We start from the raw sequence: 21798 nt of genomic DNA on the forward strand, positions 1-21798 counted from the left end.
CGCCCTCTGTTTCGCCATCACCTCGGAAGGCCCGCCCGGAAAGCATCCAGCAACGCGCGTCCGTGCGGCCAGTCGCAGAGCCCGCTCGCGGCATTGATGTGGCCGAGCGCGCCGGGCACGATCAGGCCGGACTGCCAGTCCTGCGCCCGCCGCCGTGTCACCTCGAGCGCTCCATAGGGATCATTCGTGCTCGCGATGATCAGCGCGGGAAAACGCAACGCGCCGCCGGGGACCGGCTTGAACGCTGCGGCCTCCGCGGGAAAATGGCCGCCATCGGGATCGGGCACGGCCACCAGAAAGGCGCCTGCAATCGCAGAAGGGAAGCGCGCGGCCCAGTGCGCCACCAAAAGGCAGGCGAGGCTGTGTGCGACCAGGACGGGCGGCCTGGCGCAGCGCGCGACCGCGTGCTCCAGGGCTTGCTCCCAGTCGTCGAGCTCCGGCTGGTCCCAGCTCGCCGGCTGGAATCGCGCGAAGCGCGCATCAGCGCGCTCCCATAGCGTCTGCCAGTGGGTATCTCCGGAGCCGCCGAGCCCGGGCAATGTGATGATGTCGTGCATGAACGTCTCGTGATATCTGAGGTGACGCCGCAGTGTGACCGATCGCGGTCCTGCATCACATGGCAAGTCATCGGCGAAATCGACCATCTGCCGATGATCTCAAGGTGGAACGGAGAATTGAGTTTGGATCGCTTCGGGAGCATCGATGCCAAGGATTTGAAGATCCTCGAGGCGCTGCAGGCCAATGCGCGCGTGCCGTTGTCCGAGCTCGGCCGTTCCGTCGGGCTGTCCCAGCCGGCCGTGTCCGAACGCGTCAAGCGGCTCGAGGAAGCCGGCATCATCGAGGGCTACGGCGCCCGCATCAACCCGCGCGCCCTCGGGCTCGGCCTGATGGCGCTGGTGCGCCTGCGCACCTCGCACGAGCATATCAAGACCTGCCTCAAGCGGTTCAGCGAAATCCCTCACATTATCGAAGTCCATCGCGTCACGGGCGATGACTGTTTCGTGCTCAAGGTGCTCGTTCCGGCGCCGGAGGATCTCGAGACCATCGTGGATCGCATTGCCGGTTTTGGCGCTGTGACGACCTCGCTGGTGCTGCGGAGCGAACCCGTGCGGCCAATCGGCAGGGACCTCGTCAGGAAGAAAACAGAACGGAGTTGAGGCGTGGCCACGTCACCGCGCCGTCACAAAGGCCCGCGATTGCGCAAGCCTTCCGATGATCGTCCTCGTTGTGTTATCGTCGCTTCCATTCCGCGGAGGCGACATGGAAGACCGTTCGGCAAAATATCGTGCATTCTATGCGCAGTTGATTTGCGCTGCTGCGAAGGCTGCAGACCCTCGCCTCGAGCAGGCCTTTCGGACCATCAGGCGCGAGCCGTTCGCCGGGCCCGGGCCGTGGTCGATCTGTCTCGGCGGTCATCCCTATGTGGTCACGCCTGACGATGATCCCGCCTTCCTCTATCAGAACGCGCTGTTGGCGCTGGACCCGGCGCGCGGTCTCAACATCGGCATGCCCGGAGCGCACGCCTACTGGCTCAACGGCTGCGCCGTGAAGGAAGGCGAGACCGTGGTCCAGATCGGCGCCGGCAGCGGCTACTACACCGCGATTCTCGCGCATCTCGTCGGTCCCGGCGGCCGCGTTCACGCCTATGAGATCGATGAACGTCTGGCGGGACTGGCGCGCGACAATCTGAAGGGCATCGCCCATGTGGACGTGCGCGGACGCTCGGGCATCGCTTCCGATCTGCCGGCGGCCGACGTGATCTATGTCTGCGCGGGGGCGGCGCAGCCGGCGGCGGAATGGCTCGATGCGCTGCGGCCCGGCGGGCGGCTGGTGTTTCCGCTCGCGCCCGAAGGCATGCTCGGCGGCATGTTGATGATCACCCGGCCGGATGATGGTGCGATCTGGCCGGCGAAATTCCTCAGCCGCGCCCAATTCATCGGCTGCGCGGGATTGCAGGATGCCGAGGCCGGCCGGCGATTGGGCGAGGCGTTCGCGAAAGGTTGGGAAGGGGTGCAGTCGTTGCGGAGAGAGGGCGCCCCCGACGAGACATGCTGGTTTGCCGGTGAGGGCTGGTGGCTCTCGAGAGCGGCCGCACCTCTACCGACGGAGCCGGTTCGGCCTCACGCCGACATCACGCAGATTTAACGGTGACCCTATCCCAATCCCGGATTGGGGCGGCATTCCCGACTGAGAATGCCGCCCGGGTCGCATCAGCCATGCAGCTTCTTGGCGGTCTCCGCGATCTGGCGGCCCTGATAGCGCGCGCCGGCGAGCTCGTTGGCGCTGGGCTGGCGGCTGCCGTCGCCGCCGGTGATCGTGGTGGCGCCATAGGGCGCACCGCCCGTGACCTCGTCGAGCTTCATCTGGCCGGCAAAGCCGTAGTTCATGCCGACCACGACCATGCCGAAATGCAGCAAGTTGGTGATGATCGAGAACAGCGTGGTCTCCTGGCCGCCGTGCTGGGTCGCGGTGGCCGTGAAGGCGCCGCCGACCTTGCCGTGCAGCGCGCCCTTGGCCCAGAGCCCGCCGGCCTGGTCGAGGAAGTTCGCCATCTGCGAGGCCATGCGGCCGAAGCGGGTGCCGGTGCCGACGATGATCGCGTCGTAATTGGCGAGGTCCTCGATCTTGGCGACCGGCGCGGCCTGGTCGAGCTTGTAATAGGAGGCTTTCGCGACCTCGGCCGGCACCAGCTCGGGCACGCGCTTGATGTCGACGGTCGCGCCGGCCTCGCGCGCGCCTTCGGCGACGGCATTGGCCATCGCCTCGATATGGCCATAGGCGGAATAATAGAGGACGAGAACTTTGGTCATGGTGGTCTCCGTTGGGACTAGTGTTGGTCTAATTGTTGAGGTCGTCATGCCCGGGCTTGTCCCGGGCATCCACGTTGTTGTCGGCGCGTGGAGAGGCGTGGATGGCCGGGACGAGCCCGGCCATGACGGAGAGAGCGGTTTAGGCCGCGTCGACGAGCACGAGCTCGGAATCTTCGAGCGCCGTGATCTTCAGCCTGGCCTCGTCGCGGATCGCGGCGCCGTCGCGGGCATTGACGCGGACGCCGTTGACCTCGACGGCGCCTGCCGCCGGCACCAGATAGAGATGCCGCGACGTCTGCGGCTCATATTCCGCGCTCTCGCCCGCCTTCAGCGTGGTGGCGAGCACTCGGGCATCGGCGCGGATCGGCAGTGCGTCCGTGTCGCCCGCCAAGCCGCTGGCGATGGTGACGAGCCTGCCGGAGCGGTCTGCCTTCGGAAACGGCTTCGAGCCCCAGGTCGGCTGTCCGCCGCGCATCGCCGGCTCGATCCAGATCTGGAAGATCCGCGTCCTGGTCGGCTCGAAATTGTACTCGGAGTGGCGGATGCCGCTGCCGGCGCTCATCACCTGCACGTCGCCCGCTTCGGTGCGGCCCTCGTTGCCGAGGCTGTCCTGATGGGTGATCGCGCCCTCGCGCACATAGGTGATGATCTCCATGTTGGCGTGGGGATGGGCGGGAAAGCCGGTGTTGGGCGCGATCTCGTCGTCATTCCACACCCGCAAGGCGCCGTGGCCCATGTTGTTCGGGTCGTAATGGCCAGCAAACGAGAAATGATGCTTGGCCTTGAGCCAGCCGTGATCGGCGCCGCCGAGCTTCGCGAAAGGTCTGAGTTCGATCATCTGTGCAATTCCTTGATGTCGGATTGACTGTTGGATAAGCCTTCGCCCGTGGTATAGAAATAGAAACTGTTGAAACGCATTGTTTCCTCAAATGCCCTACCAGGACGGCTGTCATGGCAAAACTCCCCGACTTCGAGGCACTCGCGATCTTCGCCAAAGTCGTGGAGCTGCGATCATTTGCGGGGGCTGCGAGCGAGCTTGGGATGTCCAAGGCCACGGTGTCCAAGGCGGTCACGCGATTGGAGGAGCGGCTCGGCGCGCGGCTGTTCAACCGCACCTCGCGCCGGCTCGCGCTGACCGATGCCGGCCACAAGCTGGCCGAACGTGCGACGCGCCTCTTGGCCGACGGCGAGGCCGCCGAGAACGAGGCGTTGGCGCAGTCGGTGGCGCCGCGCGGCCTGGTGCGGCTCGCCGTCCCCATGACGTTCGGCATCAAGGCGGTGGCGCCGCTGCTGCCGGAATTTTTCGAGACCTATCCGGAGGTCTCGGTCGATCTGCATTTGAGCGATGCGACCGTCGACCTGATCGGCGAAGGTTTCGACATGGCGGTGCGGATCGCGCGGCTGCCTGACTCTTCGCTGATCGCGCGGCGGCTCTTCACCATGCCGCGCTACACGGTCGCCGCGCCGTCTTATCTCAAGAAGCACGGCCGGCCGACGCACCCGATGCATCTCGCCGCACACAAATGCTTCAGCTACGCCTATCTCTCCACGCCCAACGCGTGGCACTACACCAATTCGGCCGGCGAGCAGGCCAGCGTCCGCCCGGGCGGCCAGCTTCGCGTCAACAATGGCGAAGCCGTGATGCCGGCGTTGATCGCGGGGCTCGGCATCGCCGAGCTGCCGGAATTCATCGTCGGCGAGGCGATCTCGTCGGGCGAGGTCGAAGTCATCCTGAAGGACTGGAAGCAGGCCGAAGGCGCCGTGCATCTCGTGACCCCGCCCGGCGGCCCCCGCCCCGCGCGCGTCGAAGCGCTCGCCGATTTCCTCGCAGCCAAGCTGCCGGGCACATGCAAGCGGCGGCCGAAGAAGGGTGTGAGAGTGCCGTGATATTTGGTCGGCGGGCACGGCGCGCGAGGAGCGCGCCTTTGCCCACCCTGCGGAATCTCGCTAGTCTATCCTAAACGCAGCTATCGTAGGGTGGGCAAAGCGAAGCGTGCCCACGTCTTTGCCCGAGGTTATTGCAAGTGTCTCGATATCGGCGCGCGCAGGGCAGCACGTTCTTCTTCACGGTCGTGCTCGCCGATCGTTCAAGCACGTTGCTCGTGGATCATGTTGATCGCCTGAGGCGAATTTACCAGACGGTCCAGCAACGCCGCCCGTTCGAAACGATCGCGATCTGTATCCTGCCCGATCATCTCCATGCCATTTGGTCGCTTCCGGACCACGACGTCAATTTTTCGTCGCGGTGGAATCTGATCAAGGGCGGCTTTTCGCGCGGGATAGAACCGCGGGAGCGCTCGGTAAGCAAACTGCTCAAGCGCGAGAAGGGCATCTGGCAGCGCCGCTACTGGGAGCATGCCATTCGCGACGATGCGGACCTGGAGCATCACGTTGACTACATCCATTTCAATCCAGTGAAGCACGGCCTCGTCGAGCGCGTGCGCGATTGGTCTCTCAGCAGCTTCCATCGCTACGTGCAACAGGGTGACCTTCCCCTGGATTGGGGCGGGGATATGCGAGACATCGCGGGTCGTTTTGGAGAGTGATCGTGGGCACGGCGCGCGAAGAGCGCGCCTTTGCCCACCCTACGAGATCTCGCTGGTCGAATCTAGGTGCGGCTACCGTAGCGTGACGCAAAGCGGCGTCCCCACCATCTCGCTACGACACCTTCACGCCATGGATCGCGACGACGCGCAGGTTCGGCTTCAGCGTCCCCTCCAATTGCGCCTTCAATTCGTGAACACGTGGGTCGCTCGACCGCGCCGCGCACACACCATATTGATGGACGGATCGTGCCAGCGCGCGCCGCGCTTCCGGCGTTCGCGTCAATTCGGGCGTCGAAAGCCGCAACACGATCGCTGCGAGATTCACCAGCATCTCGTCCAAGGCGACGTCGATGGTTCCAAGATTGTGCATCACTCACTCCCTGGAAGGCCAACGGCGGCTCAAGGCCGGCGTTCCTGGCCACCCCGGACATGGCTAACGTTTGGTAAACGACTTGTCCTTGCCGGTCGCCGCGCTAGGCTGGCGAAACAAGAAAATCAGGGGAGGGACCACTATGGATCGACGCGATCTCTTGCGCGCCGCTGCGGCATTGCCGTTGCTGCGGGCTGCTTGGCCGGACAAGGCCGCTGCGCAAGCCTATCCGGCGCGCAACATCACCATGATCGTTCCGTTTCCGGCCGGCGGACAGGCCGATCTCGCTGCGCGACCGGTCGCGACGGCGTTGGAGCGAATTCTCGGCAAGCCCGTGATCGTCGACAACCGGGCGGGAGGCGGCGGCGGATCGGTCGGAAATGCCGCGGCCGCGCGTGCCGAGCCCGACGGTTACACGCTGCTGATGACACTGTCCTCGCTCGCGGTGCTCCCCGAGGCCGACCGGCTGTTCGACCGACCCGTCGCCTACGAGGTGTCGCAGTTCATGCCGATCGCGCGCGTGCTCGCCGATCCCACGCTGCTCGCCGTGCCGGCCTCGGCGCCCTGGAGAACCGCACAGGATTTCGTCGAGGACGCGAAGAAGCGGCCGGGCCAGATCACCTATGGCTCGTCCGGACCGTACGGCACCCTGCATGTGGCGATGGAGATGTTCGCGAGCAGCGCCGGCATCAAACTGCTGCACGTGCCGTTCCGCGGAGCAGGCCCCGCGCTGACCGCGATCCTCGGCGGCACCGTGCAGGCGATCACCGCTGCACACGGCACGCTGAAACCGCAGGTCGACGACGGCAAGCTGCGCGTGCTCGGCAATTGCGGCGCGCAGCGCATCGCGAGCTTCCCTGATGTGCCGACCTTCCAGGAGCTCGGCTACAAGGATGTCGAGTTTTACATCTGGGCCGGGCTGTTCGCGCAGAGCGCTCTGCCTGCGCCGATCGCGACCCGCCTGCGCGAGGCGATGGCGCAGGTGATGACGAGCCCCGACGTCCTCAAGGCGTTCGAGACCTCGGGCAGCCTCGTCGCCTATCAGGACGCGCCGGCCTTCTCTGAGTTCGTCGCGACCGACAGCAAGCGGCTGATCGCGGCGGTGAAGAAGATCGGCAAGGTGGAGTAGGGCGAGGTTCAGAATTCGCTGCGGACCAGGCCGCGCAGCGTGTGACGGTCGTATCCCGGCGCGAACGCGCCCTCGTACGAGGCCTTGAACGATGTCGCGGTCGTCAGATCCCACCGGATTTCGGCGCCGGCAAGCGCCACCGTGCGCGCGCGCTCGACGCCGGTGATCGCGAACGGAATGCCGGGTGCGCCTTCCAGAGCCGCCGTCGTGGTTGCCGCGCTGCCGGTAAACTCATGACGAACGGCAATGGTCGCGCCGAACTGTGCCGCGTGGCCATTCGGCATCATCATGCGCTGGCTGCCGCGCAGGCCAGCCGTGCCATAGCCGAGGTCGAAACTGCCGCCTCGCACCAGCTGATTTACCCCCGGCGCACCGGCCTCTGAAAGACTGCCCTGGCGTGTCGCGTACCAGTCAGCCTTGGCAAAGGGCTCGGCGACAAGACCCCATCCGGTCTGGAACGGCCGCGAGATGCCCAGCGAAGCGGCAAAGGTGTTTGCGCGCGAAGCGGCAGTTGCCGTCTCGCCGAGGAACGCGATCGTGCGTGAGGAGTCGAGCGCCGCGAAGGAATAGCTGATCGCCGATGCGAGATTGAATCCGCCGGCTTCGCCGCGCGCGTAGACGCCGGCATGCCCGGCATTGGCCTCGATGCGGTCGGCGCGGCCGGCCATGCGCAGCTGGCCGGTCGATGCGCCAATCGCGAGGCCTGCCGTAAAGCCCGGCCTGTGCCAGAGATCGGCACCGAGCGCGGCGCCGGCGATGGTCGTATTGGTTCCGAAGGCAATGTCGCTCGCGGCCACCTTGTCCCAATTGCCATAGCCGCCAAACCAGACGCTCTGCATCGGCGCCGCGCGGCGGCGGTTCAGCGCCTTGCCGATCGGGTCCGTGGGCTCCGGCGCATAAGCGGACGCGGTCATCCGAACGGTCTCGCCGCGCGACTGCGTTCCGGCGTTCCACATGAAGCTCTGAAACATGTCGGCCTGATCGGCGACGAAGCGGCGTCCATCGGCGTGGATTTGACCGGCCAGGTCGTCGAGGCCGGCCTTGATAACAGGCGTGTTGAGCGCGGCGAGCGTGTTGATCGCAGTCGCCAGCAATCCCGATGCGCCGCCGAGCTGTGCCTGATCGAGTGCGCCGGCCACCGCAGCCTGGTTCGGCGTCAGACCGGACAGCGTGCCGAACCCGCCGATCTGCTGCAGCAGGAAATAGACGTTGTTTGCATCGTAGCTGAGCTGCCCCGTGACCAGCGGGCTGCCGGAGTTCGTGAGCGCCGCGAACGTGCCGCTGACGCCGCCGGCCGCCGAGAGGATGGTGTATTGCGTATTGGCGATAAAGCCTGCGCCGAGCGGCACGATCTGCACCGTCCCGCCGTTGAGCGTCGCGGTGCCCGTTGCCGCGATTCTGTCGGACTGGCCGGCGGGGTTGATCTCGACCTGGAAGGTCGAGCCGGCATTGAAGGCGACGTTGCCGTTGACGTTGAGCGTCCCGATCGAATTGCCGGGCGCGACCATGCCGCCATTGTTGACGACGATTCCGCCGACCGTGCCGGTGCCGCCGAGATAGCCGCCATTGATCGTGACGACCGAGGGCAATGTGCCGTTCACGATCAGGCCGCCCGCGTCCACTGTCGTCGCGCCGTTGAAGGCGGTGGTGCCGGTCAGCGTCCAGACGGAGTTGCCGTTCTTCTTCAGTTGCTCGAACTCGTCATATTGCAGGCCGGGGCCGAGATTGCCGAGGTCGAACGTGGCGCTGCCAATGCTGCCGAAGTTCAGCGTATCGGTACCGCTCCCGCCGCGAACATTCCCGGTGATCGTCGCGCCCGGCGCGAGGCCGAGCTGATCATCGCCGCCATTCAGCTCGATCGCTCCGCTGCCGCCGCCCGAGATGGTGCCGGCGTTGAAGATGGTGTCGCTGCCGGAAGAGCCCTGGATGGCGAGGAAGAAGCCGCCGGAGATCGTGCCGCCATTGACGAGCGAATTGCCGCCGGCGATGAATTGCACGCCGGTATGGCCGCCGCCGATCGATCCGCTGTCATAGACGAGGACAACATTGCCGCTCGACGTCCCGCTGATCCGGAGCCCCGTCGTGTTTGCCCCGGTGCCGACCGCCGTCCCGCGAATGTTGACGAGATTGTCGTTCGAATTGTCGATGACTATGGCTGCTTCGGCATTGCCCGTACCCTCCGCGATCCCACCGGCCGCGATCGTCACATTGTTGTGGATCGATCCGTTGGAGAGCAGAACCGCTCCGCTGTAGGTCGAGGCTGTCGCCTGATTGTTGACGGTAATGTGCGAGGCGATAGTGCTGTCGAAAACGACCGCAGGTATGCCTGCGCCCGGCAGCAGCGACGTCGTGGTGCCGTCACCGACATTCACGGTGACGTTGCTGCCGCCGGTGGCGTTGATGTGATCGGTGTTGCCGAGGCCGGTGCAGGTCGCGACGTCGCCCGAATTGAGCGCGCCGATCGTGCCCGTGCCGGCCACGGTGCAGGCGGCGCGCGCCGGGCTGGACGTCAGGACGGGGAAGGCGAGCACGATGGGCGCCAGCGCGGTGGTGACCAGCAGCTTGCGGCGAAAGATTGCGGCCGTGCTGGCGTTTTGCGCATAGACCGGTTGTGCAGTCGGCATCGACGTTCCCCTCATTGCAGCACATTGCTAGCGGGAGCGCCCTCATCCTTCTTGGCGTCAGGCGAAATGCCTTATGGCGAAAGACGCAAGACGCCGGTTTGCCTCGGCCCTGTTGCTGAGGCGCCACGGACCAAAGCGTCAGCGAGAGCTGCCATGGTTCCTGACCCGTTTTCACAATTTGTTGTTGGTCCAGAACCGGCTCCCGCCTCATTGATTGATGAAAATCGACGGGAATCGGGAAGGATCTGACATGCGGACAGAGCGGATAGCGCTGGGTGTCGTGCTCGCGATCGGCGGCATCGTCGCGCCGGGCGCAGCATTCGCCCAAGAATATCGCGGGACCATGGAGCAGCAGATGGCCTGCACGCCGGATGTCTGGCGTCTCTGCAGCGATCAGATTCCCGATGTGAACCGCATTGTGGCCTGCCTGCAGCAGAATACGCCGCAGCTTTCGAGCGGCTGCCGCGCGGTATTCCAATCCAACAATCAGATGCCGCCGCAGCAACAGGTTCCGCGCGGTCGCGCCGCTCCGCCACCACGCTACATTGCTCCGCCGCCTCCACAGCGGCCTTACGACGAGGACGAATAGCGCCGCTCAGGGCCTGTGCTCGCAGACGTCGACCCATTCAGCCGCGGTCAGCTCGGCCATCCGCTCCGGTGTGATGCGCACCGCGCTATGGGTCGAGCCGGCAGCCGGCACCACGACATCGAAGGCCTTCAGCGAGACGTCGCAATAGATCGGCAGCGGCGACTTCAGGCCGAAAGGGCAGACGCCACCGACCTCGTGTCCGGTGATGTCGGCGACTTCCTCCAGACCCAGCATCTTCGGCTTGCCGCCGAACTGCGCCTTCACCTTCTTGTTGTCCATGCGCGAGGTGCCGCTCGCGACGATCAGGATCACGCGCTCGCCGATCCGCAGCGACAGCGTCTTGGCGATCCGTCCCGGCTCGACGCCATAGGCTTCGGCCGCCAGCGCCACGGTCGCGGAGCTGATCGGGGATTCGATGACGGAGATGTCGGGGGCTTTCTCGGCGAAGAAGGCGCGAACGGATTCCAGGCTCATTCCGGGCAGCTCATTCCAATCTTACAGGCGGGCAACGACCCCTAAGCGATTCTCGGCAGCTCGGAGAGGGCGCGGACACGATGATCCGGCGCAAAGCCGAGCTCATCCATCTGGGTGCGGATCGCCTTGAACATGGTGAGCGGTGCCACGAGTTCGTTCTCGACGCAAGCCAGCGCCATCGCTTCGGGCGTCACCCGCTCGATCCAGGCAACCTTCAGTCCGAACGATTTTGCCCCGGCGGCGTCCCATGGATTGGAGGAGACGAACAGAACCTCATCAGGCGCGGTGCCGAGCACCTCGCCGATCAACTCATAGGCCTGTGGGCTCGGCTTGAAGATCTTCTTCGCGTCGACGCTGATGCTGGAATCGAGCAGGAGGTCGAGCCCGGAATTGCGCACCAGCGCATTGAGCATGTCCGGGCTGCCGTTGGAGAGGATGGCGAGCTTGCGTGGTCTCAAGGCCGCAAGCGTTTCCGCCGCATCCGGATAGAGATCGAGATGCAGATATTTCTCGATGACGCGCTCGAATGCCTGGCTCTCATAGACGAGCCCGAGCACACGCAGCGTATAGGCGAGGGAATCGCGCGTGACCGCGTCAAAATCCTGGTAAGCTTGCATCAGCGAGCGCAGCCAGGTGTATTCGAGCTGCTTGATGCGCCAGACCTGCGTGATGATCTCGCCATAGCCCGGAAACGCATCCTCGGTGACGTCAGCGACCGACTGGATGTCGTAGAGCGTGCCATAGGCGTCGAAGACGACGGCTTTGATGGGCATTGGCTGTCCTCCCGGGGTTGTGGTCACAGGAACTCCGATTGGGGCGTGCGTATAATTCGTCAGCTTACCAGAGCAATGCGGATATGTGTGTCATGCAAGCGTGACCGGTGGCTGCGGACCCGAGCTCAGTTTGTGATTTCAAGACTAGCCGCAACGTTCTCGCCTGTTCGGGTGAGCCGACGCTTTCGTGTTGCTTCCATGGCAGAGGAAAGGTCGTGGACCAGCTCCTTTAGCGCCGGCGCAAGCTGTGCGGTATTCACGACTTTAATGATGTATGGAGGCTTGAGCGCATTCATGCCTCCTCCAAAAATTGAGTCCAGGAAGGCACCGGCCGTGTCGCCATGCCACTCCGGTGCTCCTATCGCAACCTTAAGTGCGGACCGAAAATCGGATGCTGTATTCCAGCTGCTAGCATCGAGTTCTATAGTGACAATAGTCATTTCGATGTCGTCCGCCGCGCGTTTCTGATGCACCAAGGTGGCTACAAAGTCTCACCACGCCCGAAGCAATAATCTCATCTTGCCACTTTCATGGCTATTGCGCCAACTTCCGCTTGGGCCCAGCAGGAACGTGCTGCGCTTCCGCGAGAGGACCGGCTACCGAGAGTATTGCGGGCACCAACGGAGCAGGTAGTAATCTGTGACCCACAGGTCGGCCAACGAATGACTCGGACTAATTCATTCACGCTTCTGCTTGTGCTGGCAGCAGCCCTTCATCCGCTCGTCACGTCTGCGCAAGAACAGAGCTGTCTCGGAATTCGCTGCCGCGCACATGCCCATTTCTAACCTGCGATAGGCCGCGGGAGGGAGCTACGGTCGTTTCGGCGCATGTGATCGCGGTCTCAAGAGAATGCTCGAACGAAATCCTCTCAATGCGGATTGATGATGCGAAAGCCCGGGATCTTCCGGCATCATCGAGGTCAAACTTGGCGGTTGCATTTCGTTTGCCGGTCAAGTGGGTGATTTAATCCGGGTCGCATTATTTGAACGACCTCGTCCCGATAGGAAGCGATACCGCTTCGCCTGTAATGTTTGGTAGGTGAGCTTGTGATCCCAGCCGGTCTCAGAGCCAGTCACGCCAGCGCTGCTGAAGGGCAGAGCAGACCTCGGACGGAGTCTTGCGCAAATCAAACGGTCGGCTGACGTCCTGGCCGCGGCCAGGTCGCCCTTTCGGCAAACACCCGGCTGACCTCCGCCATGTGCTCGGTGCCCCACGTGCAGAGCGGCACCAGCGCTTCGGCGAGGCTCTGGCCCAGAGGCGTGAGGCTATAGTCCACCCGCGGCGGCACCTCCTTGTAGTCGGTCCGCTTCACCAGGCCATCGGCCTCCAGCTCCTTGAGCTGCTGGATCAGCACCTTGTCGCTGACGTCGCGTATGGCGCGCCGAAGCTCGCCGTAACGGGTCGGTCCGTCCTGGGCGACAAAGTACAGGATCAGCGGCTTCCACTTGCCCGAGACGACCCGCAAGGTCGCGTCGAGGCCGCAGGTGAAGCCGGGCAGGTTCGGTGTGCAACGTTGGACGTCTGCTTGGGCTTGCGCCGGCGGGGAGATGAGGTCTGAATGGTCTGACGACATTTTTGGGTACTTACCAAAAGGTGCATACTTGTGGTTAGGTAGGTAGGCCGCCAGCTCAGTGCAACCTCAATGAAGGAGCACATCATGAGCAGACTACAAGGCAAGACGGCGGTGGTGACGGGCGGTGGAACGGGCATCGGGCTCGGAGCCGCCAAACGGTTCGTCGATGAGGGCGCATTCGTCTATCTCTTCGGGCGGCGGCAGGAGCCGCTCGACGCTGCGCTCGCGCAGCTGGGGTCCGCGGCGCGCGCCGTCAGGGGATCGGTCACCGATCTGTCCGACCTCGACCGGCTGTATGCGACGGTGAAGGCCGAACGCGGCAATGTCGACGTCCTGTTCGCCAATGCCGGGACCGGCGCGTTTGCGCCGCTCGGCCAGATCACCCCCGAGCACTATGATCAGATCTTCGATGTCAATGTGAGGGGGCTGGTGTTCACCGTGCAGAAAGCCCTGCCGTTGATGCGCAGGGGATCGTCGATCATCCTGACCGGCTCGAGCACGGGCGTGATGGGGACGCCGCAATTCAGCATCTACAGCGCGACCAAGGCGGCGATCCGCAATCTCGCGCGCAGCTGGGCGCTGGACCTGCGCGGCACGGGCATCCGCGTCAACGTGCTGTCGCCGGGACCGACCAAGACCGAGCTGGCGCTGGAGGTCGTGGGCGAGGAAGCCTTCGATGCACTCGGCAGCGCCACGCCCATCGGGCGCGTCGGCGACCCCAGCGAGACCGGCGCGGTGGCCGCATTCCTGGCGTCCTCCGACAGCAGCTACATGACGGGCGGCGAGGTTTTCGTCGATGGAGGCCTCGCGCAGGTCTGACGCAGCTTGAGCGCGATGGGCGCCGACTGCCTCCACAGCGTCATGGCCGGGCTTGTCCCGGCCATCCACGCCGTTCCACGCAGCACAAAGAACGTGGATGCCCGGGACAAGCCCGGGCATGACGAGCTCTGTGATAGAGTAGAAAGCGACCTCGGAACGCAGGTTAGAGATCCATCAATGAAGGATGATGTCAGTAGTCAACCATTGCTGGTCGAGGTCGCCATCGAGGCAGCGTCTCGGGCGGAGCATGAGAAGCTCGTGACGGCGCTCGCCAGGCTCGCCGCCGAGGACCACTCGTTCATGGTGTCGCTCGATCCCATGTCGGGTCAGACTGTGCTGAAGGGGGTGAGCGAAGGTCATCTCGCAGGCAAGATCGACGTGCTCAATCGGGCCGATGGGATCGCCGTCAATGTCGGCGCGTTGCAGGTCGCATTTCTGGAGCGCCCAACCACACGGGCAGAGGTAACTTACACGCACAAGAAGATCTGTGGCCCTAAAGGCGACTTTGCCGCCGTCAAGCTTGGTGTGGGACCCATCGATTCCGGGAAGGGCTTTCACTTCGAGTCCAAGATCGACGAGAGCGTGCTACCGAGGAAGTATCTCCCTGGCGTCGAGAAAGGTGTGAAGGACGTCCTCGCTTGCGGCGTCGTTGCGGGCTTTCCGGTGATCGATGTCGGGGTCGAGCTGATCGATGCCAAATATCACGATGTCGACTCATCGGTACTTGCCTTCGAGGTCGCTACGAGAACAGCCTTTCGCGAGGCCCTGAACATGGCGAAGCCGGTTCTGCTCGAACCGATCATGAACGTCGAGGTGGTGACACCGGCAGCCTTTGCAGAAGCCATCGCCGACGATTTGCGATTGCGTCGTGGGCAGGTTGGCGTCACGAAGGTCGAGAACGACATTGTCGCGATCGACGCGATCCTGCCGCTCATGACCATGCTTGGCTATACGAACAGTCTTGGCTTGATGAGCGAGGGGCGAGCGACCTACACCATGCGCTTCGACCATTACGCTGCAATTCCATCGCCGGGGGGTGATCCGCCGTTTCGCCCAGCGATCGGGATGCGCGCTTGAGGCCCGCAATGTCCGCGCGCGCAGTCGCGGCAAGCGGCTCCGCCGACTTATAAGGACGCCTAGATCCCTAACAGCTTCCTTGCGTTCGCCTTCAGCACCTTCGGCCGGATCTCGTCGCGGATGTCGATCTTGGCGAAATCGGACAGCCAGCGGTCCGGCGTGATCACCGGCCAATCGGAGCCGAACAGCATCTTGTCCTGGAGAATCGAGTTGATGTAGCGCACCAGGATCGGCGGGAAATACTTTGGCGACCAGCCCGACAGGTCGATGTAGACGTTCGGCTTGTGGGTCGCGACCGAGAGCGCCTCCTCCTGCCAGGGGAAGGAGGGGTGGGCGAGGATGATCTTGAGGTCGGGGAAATCGGCCGCGACGTCGTCCATGTACATCGGGTTGGAATATTTCAGCCGCATGCCCATGCCGCCGGGCATGCCGGAGCCGACGCCGGTCTGGCCGGTGTGGAACAGCGCGATCGCGCCGCCATTGTTGATCTCTTCATAGAGCGGATAGGCCATGCGGTCGTTGGCGTAGAAGCCCTGCATGGTCGGATGGAATTTGAAGCCGCGCACGCCGTATTCCTCGATCAGCTTGCGCGCCTCGCGGGCCCCGAGCTTGCCCTTGTGCGGGTCGATCGAGACGAAGGGGATGAGCACGTCGAGATGCTCGGAGGCGATCTCCAGCATCTCCTCGTTCTTGTAGCGGCGGAAGCCGGTCTCGCGCTCGGCATCGACAGGGAAGATCACCGCGGCGATGTTCTTGGAGCGGTAATAGGCCGCGGTCTCGGGCACGGTCGGCGGATGCTTATGCGGCGACTTGAAATACTCCGCCATCTGCGCCTGGAAATCGTCATAGCCGTCGTCGGGATGGGTGCCGCAGGGCTCCTCGGCATGGGTGTGGATGTCGATGGCGACGACTTTGTCGATATCAGGCAGCTTCAGCTTCGGCATGGGTGTCCTCCCGACGGGTTGCCGAATTGATTATAGGATATAACGAATTTGGCAAGGCCGCGTTGGAGGCCCTTGAAGTCACTGCAAGAAAATCGGGCCGATCCGGCCGCTTCTACTGTGCATGGGGTTGTTTTCACGTTTTGCCGGGCCGCACGGGCAGTTAACATTGACATGACCTCCCGCCATGCCTTAAGAACCGCTCCGTCCCGGGCGGTCGGTCTGCCAGCGGGAAAAATCTCATTTTGCCACATTCGCGCGTGCCGAAACGGTAGTGCCGAACACGGCCTTTCGAACGTTCAGGATTCTGCCATGAAGGTCCGTAACTCGCTGAAATCGCTGCGCGGTCGCCATCGCGCCAACCGCCTGGTCCGCCGCAAGGGCCGGGTCTATGTGATCAACAAGGTGCAGCGCCGCTTCAAGGCGCGCCAAGGCTGATCTGAGCGGCTGACCACGCCCGGCCGGGCGCTTTCGCGCGCCCGCAAGACCACGGTCTCACACGAGTTTGACGCCGCCTTTGCTTTGCAAGGGCGGCTTTGCGCGTTTAGACTTGCACCATGGCAGTGAGATTCCGTTTCGCGCGCACTCTGTGTCTGGCCCTCGTGCTGGGAACCGCCGGCCTTGCTCCGGCCGCCCTGGCCCAGCAGGTCGAGCCGCCCGGCAAGCAGAAGAAGCTGCCCGAGGCGCCGTCAAAGCTGCCGAAGGTCGACCGCAGCAAGAATCTCGATTTCCTGTTCGGCGCGCTGAAGGCGGCGCCCGATGAGGCCAGCGCCAAGCATGTCGAGGCGCGGATCTGGGCGATCTGGCTGCAGACCCCGAGCGACACCGCCGCGCTCCTGATGTCTCGCGCCAAGACCGCGGTCGATGCGAAGAAGATCGACGTCGCGATCAAGCTCCTGGATTCGATCATCAAGCTCAGGCCCGATTACATCGAGGCCTGGAACCGGCGTGCGACGCTCTATTACATGCAGAACGATTATGGCCGCTCGCTCGCGGACATTCAGCAAGTGCTGATCCGGGAGCCCCGCCATTTCGGCGCGCTCGCCGGCCTCGGCATGATCATGCAGGAGGTCGGGGACGAGAAGCGCGCGCTAGATGCCTACCGCAAGGCGCTCGCCGTCAATCCGCACCTGGAAAAGATCCCCGACCAGGTCAAGGCGCTGACCGAGAAGGTCGAAGGCCGCGACATCTAGCTATAACTCGATCATTTCTTGAGCGATCGCGGCCGCCGCGGATTAACCACGATCCGAGCCGGGGCGTCGCAAGGACTATTGCGGGGCCTGTTGCAGGCCTACCTGCATGGCAGGAGCGAAAGCCATGAAGCATTTGATGGTCACAGCGACATTGCTGCTCGCGTCGGGGACGGTGAGCTTCGCCGACGGACTGTTCTGGGTGGTCGGCAATCGTGCCACCGGCAAATGCACCATCGTGACCAGCAATCCAGTCATCATTGGCGACATCTGGTTCGGCGACGGTCCCTACAAGTCCAGGGCCGATGCCAAGCTTGCGCGCTCGACGATTCGCGTCTGTCCCCCGGTCACGCCCGAGGAAGAAAAGCAGGAGGAGGGGGCGAACTAGGCTGCGCTTAATGCAGCACGCTGCTGCCGCGCTCGACCAGGCCGCGGTCGGCGGCTGCGGCGTAGGCCTTTGCCAGCTCGGTCTCGAGATGCTCGTTGATCAGGAGCAGCGCCCGCACGGCACCGCGCAGGTCGCCGTTGCAGCTCGCGACGATTTCGTCGATTGCAGTATCGTTCGATCTGAAGCTCATCGAAAATTCTCCGGTTCAAACCAGGACAATCCTGCCGGTCTTTCCCGCATCCCCTGATGTTGCGAGGAGGATCGGCGCCCACCCGCGCCTAGATGGCGGAACCGACCATGGCGATTATATGGAAGCTGCGATGACGCCCGCATGAAGCTGGTCCGAAGCTTGCGTGCGGCTTTGAACATCCCTGATTTCATTGAGTTTTCTCGATCGGCAATTATGCACATATCCACAGCCCCTGCATTTTCAGTGGAAGCGCGCACCGCCGGCGGCGAAACTGCCGACCGAGCAGACCCGTAACTGCCCCGTGCCCAGGATCACCCGGATTCTCTCCATGATCGTGATGTCAGTCGTGACGGCGCTGGTCCTGCTGGCGCTGCTCACGCAGGCCGGAGTCGTCGCCGTGCAGCGGGCCTTTCCGCCGCAGGGGCGCATGATCGAGGTCGAGGGCGCCGCGCTTCACGTCGTCGAGCTCGGCCCGCGCGAGGCCGCCCCGCCGATCGTGATGCTGCACGGCGCGAGCTCCAACCTCGAAGCGATGCGGCGGCCGCTCGGCGATCTCCTCGCGAGGGATCATCGCGTGATTCTGATCGACCGCCCCGGCCATGGCTGGAGCACGCGCGCAAGCCGGCAGGATTCGACGCCGCAGATTCAGGCGCGCATGATCGACGAGGCGCTCGGCAAGCTCGGGATCGATCGCGCGGTCTTCGTGGTGCATTCCTGGAGCGGCGCCCTCGGCGCGCGGATCGCGCTCGATCACCCGCGCCGCGTGGCGGGCCTCGTGATGCTCGCGCCCGTCACGCATCCCTGGCGCGGCGGTGTCGGGCGCTACAACGAGATCATCGCAACGCCCGTGATCGGCCCGCTGCTCGCCTACACGATCACGCTGCCGCTCGGCTATTTCATCACCGAAGCCGGCGCCCGCAACGTGTTCCTGCCGCAGACCATGCCGGATGGTTTCGTGCAGGACTCCGCGACGCCGCTCTTGCTGCGCCCGCGCGAGTTCATTGCCAATGCCTATGATCTGGTGACGCTGAAGGAGTCGGTCGCCGCGCAAGTCGCGCGCTATGGCGAGATCACGGCGCCTGTTACGATCATCGCCGGCGAGCCCGACAAGACGGTGAGAACCAATATCCACGCGCGTCCGTTCGCCGCGGCTGTGTCGAATGCAAAGCTGATCGTGCTGCCCGATCTCGGCCACATGGTGCAGAACGCCGTGCCGGATCTCGTGAAGGCGGAGATCGAGACGATGATCGGACACATCGCCCCGGCGCAGGCGGTTGCCGAATAAAGCGTTTTTCGAGCGAGGTGGAAACCGGTTCGCGCGAAGAAACGCGTCAGAACAAGAAAGCCAGAGCTTCAATTCCGATCCGATCAGAACCGAAGCTCTAGCGTCCGCCTCGTGCGCTTACTGCTTGATCTTCCCATCCTTGTCGTATTGGGCAAGGAAGGCCCAGAGATTGGTGATCTCTGTCTCGTTCTTGATGCCGGCGAACGCCATCTTGGTGCCGGGGATCTTGGCCTTGGGGTCCTTGATGTATTCCTTGAATGTGGCCTCGTCCCAGGTGATGCCGGAATTCTTGTTGGCGTCCGTGTAGCTATAGCCCTCAGCCGTGCCCGACTTGCGGCCGTTGAGGCCGTTGAGCTCCGGGCCGACCTTGTTCTTGGCGCCTTCGCCGATCGCGTGGCAGGCCAGGCACTTGTTGAACGATGTCTTGCCGGCCGCGACATCCTGCGCCATCGCGGCGGGTGCGGTGGCAATGACGGTGAGGATCGTCAGCGCGCCCAAAGTCAGTTTTGTCATAGTGTGCTCTTCGTCTCTTCCCGGGTCAGATGGAGGGTCGTGGTTTTGGCAGGTCCGATGCAAGTGGACAAGCCGCGAAACTTTGACAGGTTTCCTGCTAGCAGACTTGCCCCAGAGAGAACTTGCGCTGCAACAAAGCAATGCGACCTTCGGAGGACCTACCCAAAGACGACAAGACATGATTGATTTGCCGAGATAATTCCATCCGTCGGACGAAGGCTTCTTAAAATGGCCATCATGATGCCCGCAAGCGACCAGGCCGTGCTGGCGCGTCGCAGCGAAATCGTCGCCGCCTTGCGCGCAATCGTGCCGGGCGAGGGCGTGATCGACAGCCTCGCCGAGATGCGGGCCTATGAATCCGACGGGCTGACCGCGTATCGGCAGCCGCCGATGGTCGTGGTGCTGCCGGATACGACCGAGCAGGTCTCGCTCGTCCTGAAATATTGTGCGGCGCAGAACATCAAGGTGGTGCCGCGCGGCTCCGGCACTTCACTGTCCGGCGGCGCGCTGCCGCTGGAGGACGGCGTGCTGCTCGGCCTCGGCAAGTTCAAGCGCATCCGCGAGATCGATTTCGACAACCGCGTCGTCGTCACCGAGCCCGGCGTCACCAATCTCGCAATCAGCCAGGCGGTCGCCCATGCCGGCTTCTACTACGCGCCCGATCCGTCCTCGCAGATCGCCTGCTCGATCGGCGGCAACGTGGCGGAAAATTCTGGCGGCGTGCACTGCCTGAAATACGGCATGACCACCAACAACGTGCTCGGCTGCGAGATCGTGCTGATGAGCGGCGAGATCCTGCGCATCGGCGGCAAGGGCTGCGAGAATCCCGGCTATGACCTGATGGGCGTCATCACTGGTTCCGAGGGCCTGCTCGGCGTCATCACGGAGATCACGGTGCGCATCCTGCAGAAGCCGGAAACGGCGCGCGCGCTGATGGTTGGCTTCGCGCAGGTCGAGGCGGCCGGCGAATGCGTGGCACGCATCATCGGCGCTGGCATCATCCCCGGCGGCATGGAGATGATGGACAAGCCCGCGATCCACGCCGCGGAGGCCTTCGTCCATGCCGGCTACCCGCTCTATGTCGAAGCGCTGCTCATCATCGAGCTCGACGGGCCCAAGATCGAGGTCGACGAGCTGATCACGCGCGTCGAGGCTATTGCGAACGCTTGCGGCTCGACCACCTGCCAGATCTCGACTTCGGAGGCCGAGCGCAACCTGTTCTGGGCCGGCCGCAAGGCCGCATTCCCCGCCGTGGGCCGCATCTCGCCCGATTATCTCTGCATGGACGGCACCATCCCGCGCGGCGCGCTGCCGAAGGCGCTGGCGCGCATCCGCGAGCTCTCGGAAAAGTACCAGCTCGGCTGCGCCAACGTGTTCCACGCCGGCGACGGCAATCTGCACCCCCTGATCCTCTACGATGCCAACAAGCCCGGCGAGATCGAGCGCGCCGAAGCCTTCGGCGCCGACATCTTGCGCGCCTGCGTTGAGTTCGGCGGCGTGCTCACCGGCGAGCACGGAGTCGGCATCGAGAAACGCGACCTCATGCCCGACATGTTCAGCGAGATCGACCTCAACCAGCAGCAGCGCCTGAAATGCGCCTTCGACGCGAAGGGCCTGCTCAATCCCGGAAAAGTATTTCCGACCCTGCACCGCTGCGCCGAGCTCGGCCGCATGCACGTCCACGCGGGCAAGCTGGCGTTCCCGGATTTGCCGCGGTTCTAGGCCGCCTACTGCGCCAGCGCCAGGATGCCGCCGGCAAATGCGTGCCACGCCGCCGTTTCGCTGACCGGCCAGTTGAGCACCTTCACCGCCAGAAGCGCGAGCGTGCCCGTGATGTACACCGGATGCACGCGGCCCTCGGCGCGCCAGTCGCGCACCATGGCGACGACGAGCAGAAGGGAGGCGACGACAGCAGGCGCGATCGTCACAGGCACCGGCGGCGGGCCGGGCGGTCCTGATGGTGCGAGGAAGGTCAGGAACCAACGCGCGATCGCGGCGTCGAGGATCGAGACCGCCGCGAGCAGCATCAGGCGCTTGTGAACCTCGAGCCTGCGCGTGTTCATGATGGCGAGCACGAACACCACGGCAAAGAACGCGATGCCGCTCAGCGGCACGATCGAGAAGGCGATGCCCGCATCGGCCTGTCCCAGCGCCGCAGCCTTCTTCATCGACGCTACGGAAGCGAAGAATCCGAAAATGACCATCGCGGTCGCGAGCGAGACGCCGACGATGCCGCACGAGCGGTGGTTGACCACACGGCCCGAGGCGGCGAGCCAGGTCTGGAGCACGAAATAGAGCGACCAGGTGAAGAACAAGAGTCCGTGAAAATGGATCACCGGGCTTGCGGAGAATGTCCGGTGAGCGAGCGGCACCCAATAGGTCGGTGCGAAGCCGAGAAAGGCAGTGGCGGCGCAGGCGAGCGCCATGTGAAGATAAAAATATCGTGCAGGCGAGGCATCACGCGCGCGTACACGACGGTCGTCAATCAGGGTCGTCATCAGGGGTGA

At 64.1% G+C, this 21798-nt stretch carries 26 protein-coding genes; 13 read left to right on the top strand and 13 right to left on the bottom strand.

What is annotated here, in order from left to right; all coding sequences use genetic code 11:
* Window positions 1-17: 17 nt before the first annotated feature.
* The gene (locus ACVWYQ_RS27145) at window positions 18-557 is read right to left on the bottom strand and encodes an RBBP9/YdeN family alpha/beta hydrolase (RefSeq protein ID WP_404545687.1); all 540 of its coding nucleotides are present in this window, start codon (window positions 555-557) and stop codon (window positions 18-20) included.
* Between the two features lie 123 nt (window positions 558-680).
* Between ACVWYQ_RS27145 and ACVWYQ_RS27150 the strand changes: the two genes are divergently transcribed.
* Entirely contained in the window at window positions 681-1157 is a 477-nt protein-coding gene (locus ACVWYQ_RS27150; protein ID WP_404545689.1) for an Lrp/AsnC family transcriptional regulator, read from the top strand.
* A gap of 103 nt (window positions 1158-1260) precedes the next feature.
* On the top strand, window positions 1261-2145 hold the full coding sequence (locus ACVWYQ_RS27155) for a protein-L-isoaspartate O-methyltransferase family protein (protein ID WP_404545691.1): 885 nt from the start codon (window positions 1261-1263) through the stop codon (window positions 2143-2145).
* A gap of 65 nt (window positions 2146-2210) precedes the next feature.
* Here ACVWYQ_RS27155 and wrbA read toward each other — a convergent pair whose 3' ends face one another.
* A complete protein-coding gene (gene wrbA / locus ACVWYQ_RS27160; protein WP_057028278.1) occupies window positions 2211-2810 on the bottom strand; it encodes an NAD(P)H:quinone oxidoreductase in 600 nt (199 codons plus the stop codon).
* A 139-nt stretch (window positions 2811-2949) separates the two neighbouring features.
* Window positions 2950-3648, bottom strand: a complete 699-nt coding sequence (locus ACVWYQ_RS27165) for a pirin family protein (protein WP_404545693.1) — start codon at window positions 3646-3648, stop codon at window positions 2950-2952.
* 113 nt (window positions 3649-3761) lie between these two features.
* Here ACVWYQ_RS27165 and ACVWYQ_RS27170 point away from each other — a divergent pair, with 113 nt between their 5' ends.
* Together ACVWYQ_RS27170 and ACVWYQ_RS27175 are read left to right on the top strand one after the other, a co-directional pair.
* Window positions 3762-4697: a LysR family transcriptional regulator gene (locus ACVWYQ_RS27170; RefSeq protein WP_404545695.1), complete on the top strand. Its 936-nt coding sequence runs from the start codon at window positions 3762-3764 to the stop codon at window positions 4695-4697.
* A 137-nt stretch (window positions 4698-4834) separates the two neighbouring features.
* Window positions 4835-5356, top strand: coding sequence for an REP-associated tyrosine transposase (locus ACVWYQ_RS27175; RefSeq protein WP_404545697.1), 522 nt, complete (start codon window positions 4835-4837; stop codon window positions 5354-5356).
* Between the two features lie 112 nt (window positions 5357-5468).
* Here the strand turns inward: ACVWYQ_RS27175 and ACVWYQ_RS27180 are convergent, their stop codons facing one another.
* Entirely contained in the window at window positions 5469-5726 is a 258-nt protein-coding gene (locus ACVWYQ_RS27180) for a hypothetical protein (protein WP_404545699.1), read from the bottom strand.
* Window positions 5727-5868: 142 nt separating this feature from the next.
* On the opposite strand from ACVWYQ_RS27180, the gene ACVWYQ_RS27185 reads away from it, so the two are divergent.
* Window positions 5869-6855 (top strand): tripartite tricarboxylate transporter substrate binding protein, encoded by a 987-nt coding sequence (locus ACVWYQ_RS27185; RefSeq protein WP_456726561.1) that lies wholly within the window; start codon window positions 5869-5871, stop codon window positions 6853-6855.
* A gap of 8 nt (window positions 6856-6863) precedes the next feature.
* Here the strand turns inward: ACVWYQ_RS27185 and ACVWYQ_RS27190 are convergent, their stop codons facing one another.
* Window positions 6864-9479: an autotransporter outer membrane beta-barrel domain-containing protein gene (locus ACVWYQ_RS27190; protein ID WP_404545701.1), complete on the bottom strand. Its 2616-nt coding sequence runs from the start codon at window positions 9477-9479 to the stop codon at window positions 6864-6866.
* A gap of 250 nt (window positions 9480-9729) precedes the next feature.
* Between ACVWYQ_RS27190 and ACVWYQ_RS27195 the strand changes: the two genes are divergently transcribed.
* Window positions 9730-10068, top strand: coding sequence for a hypothetical protein (locus ACVWYQ_RS27195; RefSeq protein WP_157283186.1), 339 nt, complete (start codon window positions 9730-9732; stop codon window positions 10066-10068).
* Window positions 10069-10074: 6 nt separating this feature from the next.
* On the opposite strand, the gene ACVWYQ_RS27200 is transcribed toward ACVWYQ_RS27195, so the two are convergent.
* From ACVWYQ_RS27200 to ACVWYQ_RS27215, 4 genes are all read right to left on the bottom strand, one after another.
* The gene (locus ACVWYQ_RS27200; protein WP_157283085.1) at window positions 10075-10542 is read right to left on the bottom strand and encodes a YbaK/EbsC family protein; all 468 of its coding nucleotides are present in this window, start codon (window positions 10540-10542) and stop codon (window positions 10075-10077) included.
* Window positions 10543-10583: 41 nt separating this feature from the next.
* The gene (locus ACVWYQ_RS27205; RefSeq protein WP_404545703.1) at window positions 10584-11315 is read right to left on the bottom strand and encodes a haloacid dehalogenase type II; all 732 of its coding nucleotides are present in this window, start codon (window positions 11313-11315) and stop codon (window positions 10584-10586) included.
* Window positions 11316-11440: 125 nt separating this feature from the next.
* Window positions 11441-11755: a barstar family protein gene (locus tag ACVWYQ_RS27210; RefSeq protein ID WP_275497763.1), complete on the bottom strand. Its 315-nt coding sequence runs from the start codon at window positions 11753-11755 to the stop codon at window positions 11441-11443.
* A gap of 686 nt (window positions 11756-12441) precedes the next feature.
* Window positions 12442-12813, bottom strand: coding sequence for a winged helix-turn-helix transcriptional regulator (locus ACVWYQ_RS27215; protein WP_275498095.1), 372 nt, complete (start codon window positions 12811-12813; stop codon window positions 12442-12444).
* A gap of 159 nt (window positions 12814-12972) precedes the next feature.
* On the opposite strand from ACVWYQ_RS27215, the gene ACVWYQ_RS27220 reads away from it, so the two are divergent.
* Complete coding sequence (locus tag ACVWYQ_RS27220; protein WP_275497764.1) at window positions 12973-13707, top strand: SDR family NAD(P)-dependent oxidoreductase; 735 nt, start codon at window positions 12973-12975, stop codon at window positions 13705-13707.
* A gap of 177 nt (window positions 13708-13884) precedes the next feature.
* Entirely contained in the window at window positions 13885-14784 is a 900-nt protein-coding gene (locus ACVWYQ_RS27225) for a translation factor GTPase family protein (RefSeq protein ID WP_404545705.1), read from the top strand.
* Between the two features lie 59 nt (window positions 14785-14843).
* Here ACVWYQ_RS27225 and ACVWYQ_RS27230 read toward each other — a convergent pair whose 3' ends face one another.
* Window positions 14844-15728: an amidohydrolase family protein gene (locus ACVWYQ_RS27230; protein ID WP_128266238.1), complete on the bottom strand. Its 885-nt coding sequence runs from the start codon at window positions 15726-15728 to the stop codon at window positions 14844-14846.
* Between the two features lie 309 nt (window positions 15729-16037).
* On the opposite strand from ACVWYQ_RS27230, the gene ykgO reads away from it, so the two are divergent.
* The 3 genes from ykgO (at window position 16038) to ACVWYQ_RS27245 (ending at window position 17303) form a co-directional block, all read left to right on the top strand.
* On the top strand, window positions 16038-16163 hold the full coding sequence (ykgO, locus tag ACVWYQ_RS27235) for a type B 50S ribosomal protein L36 (RefSeq protein ID WP_006611362.1): 126 nt from the start codon (window positions 16038-16040) through the stop codon (window positions 16161-16163).
* A gap of 119 nt (window positions 16164-16282) precedes the next feature.
* Complete coding sequence (locus ACVWYQ_RS27240) at window positions 16283-16918, top strand: tetratricopeptide repeat protein (protein ID WP_157283076.1); 636 nt, start codon at window positions 16283-16285, stop codon at window positions 16916-16918.
* 124 nt (window positions 16919-17042) lie between these two features.
* Window positions 17043-17303 (top strand): hypothetical protein, encoded by a 261-nt coding sequence (locus ACVWYQ_RS27245; protein ID WP_404545708.1) that lies wholly within the window; start codon window positions 17043-17045, stop codon window positions 17301-17303.
* 7 nt (window positions 17304-17310) lie between these two features.
* Here ACVWYQ_RS27245 and ACVWYQ_RS27250 read toward each other — a convergent pair whose 3' ends face one another.
* Window positions 17311-17493 carry a hypothetical protein gene (locus tag ACVWYQ_RS27250; protein WP_028180446.1) on the bottom strand — a complete coding sequence of 61 codons (183 nt, stop codon included), beginning with the start codon at window positions 17491-17493 and terminating at the stop codon, window positions 17311-17313.
* Between the two features lie 328 nt (window positions 17494-17821).
* Between ACVWYQ_RS27250 and ACVWYQ_RS27255 the strand changes: the two genes are divergently transcribed.
* Window positions 17822-18778: an alpha/beta fold hydrolase gene (locus ACVWYQ_RS27255; RefSeq protein ID WP_157283072.1), complete on the top strand. Its 957-nt coding sequence runs from the start codon at window positions 17822-17824 to the stop codon at window positions 18776-18778.
* 117 nt (window positions 18779-18895) lie between these two features.
* Here the strand turns inward: ACVWYQ_RS27255 and cycA are convergent, their stop codons facing one another.
* Window positions 18896-19291, bottom strand: a complete 396-nt coding sequence (gene cycA, locus ACVWYQ_RS27260; RefSeq protein ID WP_157283070.1) for a cytochrome c-550 CycA — start codon at window positions 19289-19291, stop codon at window positions 18896-18898.
* A gap of 228 nt (window positions 19292-19519) precedes the next feature.
* Here cycA and ACVWYQ_RS27265 point away from each other — a divergent pair, with 228 nt between their 5' ends.
* Complete coding sequence (locus ACVWYQ_RS27265; RefSeq protein WP_404545711.1) at window positions 19520-21013, top strand: FAD-linked oxidase C-terminal domain-containing protein; 1494 nt, start codon at window positions 19520-19522, stop codon at window positions 21011-21013.
* A gap of 5 nt (window positions 21014-21018) precedes the next feature.
* Here ACVWYQ_RS27265 and ACVWYQ_RS27270 read toward each other — a convergent pair whose 3' ends face one another.
* Window positions 21019-21789, bottom strand: a complete 771-nt coding sequence (locus tag ACVWYQ_RS27270) for a hypothetical protein (RefSeq protein ID WP_404545712.1) — start codon at window positions 21787-21789, stop codon at window positions 21019-21021.
* Window positions 21790-21798 lie beyond the last annotated feature (9 nt).

The organism is Bradyrhizobium sp. USDA 3397 (assembly GCF_054060965.1).

Coding starts and splice junctions, on each gene's coding strand:
- ykgO (WP_006611362.1), top strand. CDS start 16,038: ATGAAGGTCCGTAACTCGCTGAAATCGCTGCGCGGTCGCCATCGCGCC.
- ACVWYQ_RS27255 (WP_157283072.1), top strand. CDS start 17,822: ATGATCGTGATGTCAGTCGTGACGGCGCTGGTCCTGCTGGCGCTGCTC.
- ACVWYQ_RS27145 (WP_404545687.1), bottom strand. CDS start 557: ATGCACGACATCATCACATTGCCCGGGCTCGGCGGCTCCGGAGATACC.
- ACVWYQ_RS27270 (WP_404545712.1), bottom strand. CDS start 21,789: ATGACGACCCTGATTGACGACCGTCGTGTACGCGCGCGTGATGCCTCG.
- ACVWYQ_RS27205 (WP_404545703.1), bottom strand. CDS start 11,315: ATGCCCATCAAAGCCGTCGTCTTCGACGCCTATGGCACGCTCTACGAC.
- ACVWYQ_RS27250 (WP_028180446.1), bottom strand. CDS start 17,493: ATGAGCTTCAGATCGAACGATACTGCAATCGACGAAATCGTCGCGAGC.
- ACVWYQ_RS27200 (WP_157283085.1), bottom strand. CDS start 10,542: ATGAGCCTGGAATCCGTTCGCGCCTTCTTCGCCGAGAAAGCCCCCGAC.
- ACVWYQ_RS27195 (WP_157283186.1), top strand. CDS start 9,730: ATGCGGACAGAGCGGATAGCGCTGGGTGTCGTGCTCGCGATCGGCGGC.
- ACVWYQ_RS27170 (WP_404545695.1), top strand. CDS start 3,762: ATGGCAAAACTCCCCGACTTCGAGGCACTCGCGATCTTCGCCAAAGTC.
- ACVWYQ_RS27245 (WP_404545708.1), top strand. CDS start 17,043: ATGAAGCATTTGATGGTCACAGCGACATTGCTGCTCGCGTCGGGGACG.
- ACVWYQ_RS27225 (WP_404545705.1), top strand. CDS start 13,885: ATGAAGGATGATGTCAGTAGTCAACCATTGCTGGTCGAGGTCGCCATC.
- ACVWYQ_RS27185 (WP_456726561.1), top strand. CDS start 5,869: ATGGATCGACGCGATCTCTTGCGCGCCGCTGCGGCATTGCCGTTGCTG.
- ACVWYQ_RS27230 (WP_128266238.1), bottom strand. CDS start 15,728: ATGCCGAAGCTGAAGCTGCCTGATATCGACAAAGTCGTCGCCATCGAC.
- ACVWYQ_RS27165 (WP_404545693.1), bottom strand. CDS start 3,648: ATGATCGAACTCAGACCTTTCGCGAAGCTCGGCGGCGCCGATCACGGC.
- cycA (WP_157283070.1), bottom strand. CDS start 19,291: ATGACAAAACTGACTTTGGGCGCGCTGACGATCCTCACCGTCATTGCC.
- ACVWYQ_RS27210 (WP_275497763.1), bottom strand. CDS start 11,755: ATGACTATTGTCACTATAGAACTCGATGCTAGCAGCTGGAATACAGCA.
- ACVWYQ_RS27265 (WP_404545711.1), top strand. CDS start 19,520: ATGGCCATCATGATGCCCGCAAGCGACCAGGCCGTGCTGGCGCGTCGC.
- ACVWYQ_RS27155 (WP_404545691.1), top strand. CDS start 1,261: ATGGAAGACCGTTCGGCAAAATATCGTGCATTCTATGCGCAGTTGATT.
- ACVWYQ_RS27220 (WP_275497764.1), top strand. CDS start 12,973: ATGAGCAGACTACAAGGCAAGACGGCGGTGGTGACGGGCGGTGGAACG.
- ACVWYQ_RS27180 (WP_404545699.1), bottom strand. CDS start 5,726: ATGCACAATCTTGGAACCATCGACGTCGCCTTGGACGAGATGCTGGTG.
- ACVWYQ_RS27240 (WP_157283076.1), top strand. CDS start 16,283: ATGGCAGTGAGATTCCGTTTCGCGCGCACTCTGTGTCTGGCCCTCGTG.
- ACVWYQ_RS27190 (WP_404545701.1), bottom strand. CDS start 9,479: ATGCCGACTGCACAACCGGTCTATGCGCAAAACGCCAGCACGGCCGCA.
- wrbA (WP_057028278.1), bottom strand. CDS start 2,810: ATGACCAAAGTTCTCGTCCTCTATTATTCCGCCTATGGCCATATCGAG.